4 protein-coding genes are annotated in these 2887 nt (G+C 66.2%); 1 reads left to right on the top strand and 3 read right to left on the bottom strand.

Going from position 1 to position 2887, the window contains the following annotated elements; all coding sequences use genetic code 11:
- Positions 1-338: 338 nt before the first annotated feature.
- Positions 339-1082, bottom strand: a complete 744-nt coding sequence (locus WA805_RS21455) for a potassium channel family protein (RefSeq protein ID WP_422325170.1) — start codon at positions 1080-1082, stop codon at positions 339-341.
- A 198-nt stretch (positions 1083-1280) separates the two neighbouring features.
- On the opposite strand from WA805_RS21455, the gene WA805_RS21450 reads away from it, so the two are divergent.
- The gene (locus tag WA805_RS21450) at positions 1281-1901 is read left to right on the top strand and encodes a hypothetical protein (RefSeq protein ID WP_424562706.1); all 621 of its coding nucleotides are present in this window, start codon (positions 1281-1283) and stop codon (positions 1899-1901) included.
- A gap of 45 nt (positions 1902-1946) precedes the next feature.
- Here WA805_RS21450 and WA805_RS21445 read toward each other — a convergent pair whose 3' ends face one another.
- Both WA805_RS21445 and WA805_RS21440 read right to left on the bottom strand, forming a co-directional pair.
- On the bottom strand, positions 1947-2444 hold the full coding sequence (locus WA805_RS21445; protein ID WP_425243223.1) for a DinB family protein: 498 nt from the start codon (positions 2442-2444) through the stop codon (positions 1947-1949).
- Between the two features lie 39 nt (positions 2445-2483).
- Positions 2484-2887, bottom strand: a 404-nt coding sequence (locus tag WA805_RS21440; protein ID WP_425243222.1) for an alpha/beta fold hydrolase, incomplete at its 5' end; no start/stop codon positions are given.

Below are 2887 nucleotides of genomic sequence, written 5' to 3'. Positions count from 1 at the left end.
AGGGGAGCCAGCCAAGGCCGGGAGCGGCTCAGCCGCAGGAGCATCTCGTCCACGACCTCCCGGTCGCTGTCCCTGACGGCCTGGACGAACTCCCCGACCTGCGCACGCGTTATATGCCGCCGCCGGGACGGCCGGTCGATACCGCCAGGTGGTGTGGGCCGACTCGAAGCGTCGGCAGACGATGCCGTCGGTCGCTCGGATGCATTCCCTTCAATGTCCACTGGCCCTTCAATGCCCACTGGAATGCCCTTCACGAGCAGTTGCGCTGACCGATAACACAATTATGGGCAGCCCAGGACGCGTCTCATCCACGCCGGATGAGGCGGGCGCAGTTGCCGTCAATGGCTATCGATGGCGCCGGGAGAACTTCCTGGATGAATAGCGGTCAGCAGCCGTTCGATCCGGGCCAGCCGCTCGTCAAGCTCGGCCAGCGTCACCTCGCGGCGGGCCGCTTCGTCCGGCGGCGCAGGCCTTGCCCGGCTGGGCGCCTGGGTGACGAAACTGGATGCCACCTGCGCGGTGACAACCGCCAGGGTGAGCAGCCCGGTGCCCATGATGAAGCATGCCGTGATCCGTCCCCACGTAGTGACCGGGTAGAAGTCGCCGTAGCCGACAGTGGTAACCGTGACGAAGGCCCACCACACCGCGTCTCCTAGAGTGTGAATGTTGGAGCCGGGGGCGTGCCGCTCGAACAGGTACACGATGATCGCGCCGTTGAGGACGAACACCGCGGCGGCCAGCAAGAACCGGCCCAGGTGCCCGCGCCGGAACACCGAGCGGACCAGTCTGATGCTGAAGATCACGCGCACCGGTGGGACAACGACCGAGATGAGGGCACCCGGATGGGTGAGCGCATAGTGCACATGCCGGGGCGCTAGGGCACTGCGGATGGCTATGTCGATTCCGTAGACGGCCGATAGGGCAACCCGGAAGGCAAGCACGACGTAAGTCACCCGATGCCCGAAGTCGCCTGGGGGAACCACGACAAGCCACAACGTAGACAGGGCCAGCAGGTCAAGCGGGTCCCGGGTCCTGGCCTCATACTCCGCCATACGGCCCGGCCGGTGAGCATTGTCAGTCATGGTCATCAGCGTTCCACCGGCCGCGCCAGCCGACCAAGCAGGAGCCTGAAGAGGCGGTGTGGAGGTCGTGCGGAGATCGTGCCCTTCCGCGCACTATAAGGGTCTGCTGAGGTCGGTGCAGGGCGATGCGGTTGCTGCGCTTTAGTGCTGCACTTGCCGCCGGAGGACGACGGGAGGTGAGGCGGTAGAGTCGGCGTTGTGGCAGATGACTGGCGGGTGACCGTCGCGTTCCGCGATGAGGCCGACGTTCAGCGGGCGGTTCAGTCCGTTCGCGAGCATGAGGTGGAAGGCGATGTGCTCAGCGGGCTGGCTCACCGTGTCGTGATGTCCGTCGATGGTCCCACCGTCTTCCTTTATGCCGGTACCGAGGACACGGCTCGCGAGGCGGACCGGGTGGTGCGCGAGGTGCTGACGCAGCAGCAGCTGAGCGCTGAGTTCACCCTCGACCGATGGCATCCGCTGGAAGAAGAGTGGGAGGACGTGAGCGTCCCGATGCCGGATACCGTCGAGCAGCGGGCGGCGGAGCACCAGCACCTGGTCGATTATGAGACTGAGGAGTCCCTCGCGGCCGGGCAGGCCGGATGGGAAGTGCGCGTCGAGCTGCCGTCGCATCATAAGGCGGTCGAGCTCGCTGAGCGGCTGCAAGCGGAGGGCCGCCCGGTGATCCGCCGCTGGAAATACCTGGTACTCGGTGCCAACAACGAGGACGACGCCAGATCCCTCGCCGAGGCGATCAGGCAGCAGATATCGGCGAAGGCGTCAGTGCAAATCCAGGCGGTCGCGTCCATCCACTTCGCCGCCAGCAAGCCCGAACCCTGAGGAGACATCCGACCGCGGATCGCCACATGGGCGGGCACTGGGCCGCTACTCGTTGAGGATCTGCTCCCTGATGATGTCGGCGTGCCCGCAGTGCTGAGCGAGTTCGCGCAGCACGTGGAGGTACACCCAGCGAAGCGGGAGTGGCCCGAGCCGGTAGCCGTAGACCTTGTCGTCTAGTCCCAGGGATGACGTCGCGTGGCGTGATGACTCGCATGCCTCGCGGTGTGCTTGCTGGACGGTGGCGATGGTGTCGCTGTCATAAAGAATGAACGACTCGTCCGAGATCGCGGGGATGCCGATCTCGGCACGTGACCGGCCTGTGACAGCCTCGTCAAACCAGACCTTCTCGAGGAAGGTCGCGTGCTTCACCAGGCCCAGCAAAGTGGTCCGAGAGGGCACCACCGACCGGCGTGCCTGTTCCTCGGTTAGCCCGTCCAGGCAGCGATCGAGCGCACTGCGGTGCTCGTCGATGAACGCTTCGAACTGAGCGCGCGCTGGCAGATTGATGACATCCTCAGCGAACGTCACTGGGAGTGAGGGCATAAGTGAAGCATTTCAGGACCGCCGTCCACGGCGCGGGCGTTAGCGTCCCGCGGTGAAGAACTCGGCCAGGATGGGGGCGAGCACCTCCGGCGGCGCATTGTGGTCGTACCCATCCAGCGTCACCTGCCGCGCGCCTGGAACAGCGGCGGCCTGCTCGGCCACCGAGCGCTGGAACCAGGCAGGGCTGTTTGCGCCGCCGATGACCAGTACCGGGATGTCAACATTGGCCAGCTCGTCGGTGGGCACTCCGCCCGCGGCGACGGCGATGTCATAGGGCAGCGTGCGGGCCAGCGGCTCAAGAGCCGCCACCCACGCCGCGTCCTTCAGCCCTGTCGCCGCCTGTTCCGGCACATGGACGATGTCGGTCATCCAGAAGATAACCGCATCGCGTTCCCGCCCCGCGGCGACCAGTTCGCGGATGCGGGCGGCCGGGTCGGCACCCG

Origin of the sequence: Trebonia sp. (assembly GCF_049794275.1) — a bacterium.
Lineage (GTDB): Bacteria > Actinomycetota > Actinomycetes > Streptosporangiales > Streptosporangiaceae > Trebonia.
The sequence above is the reverse complement of the archived record's forward strand: the minus strand, read 5'-3'. Positions and strand labels throughout refer to the sequence as shown.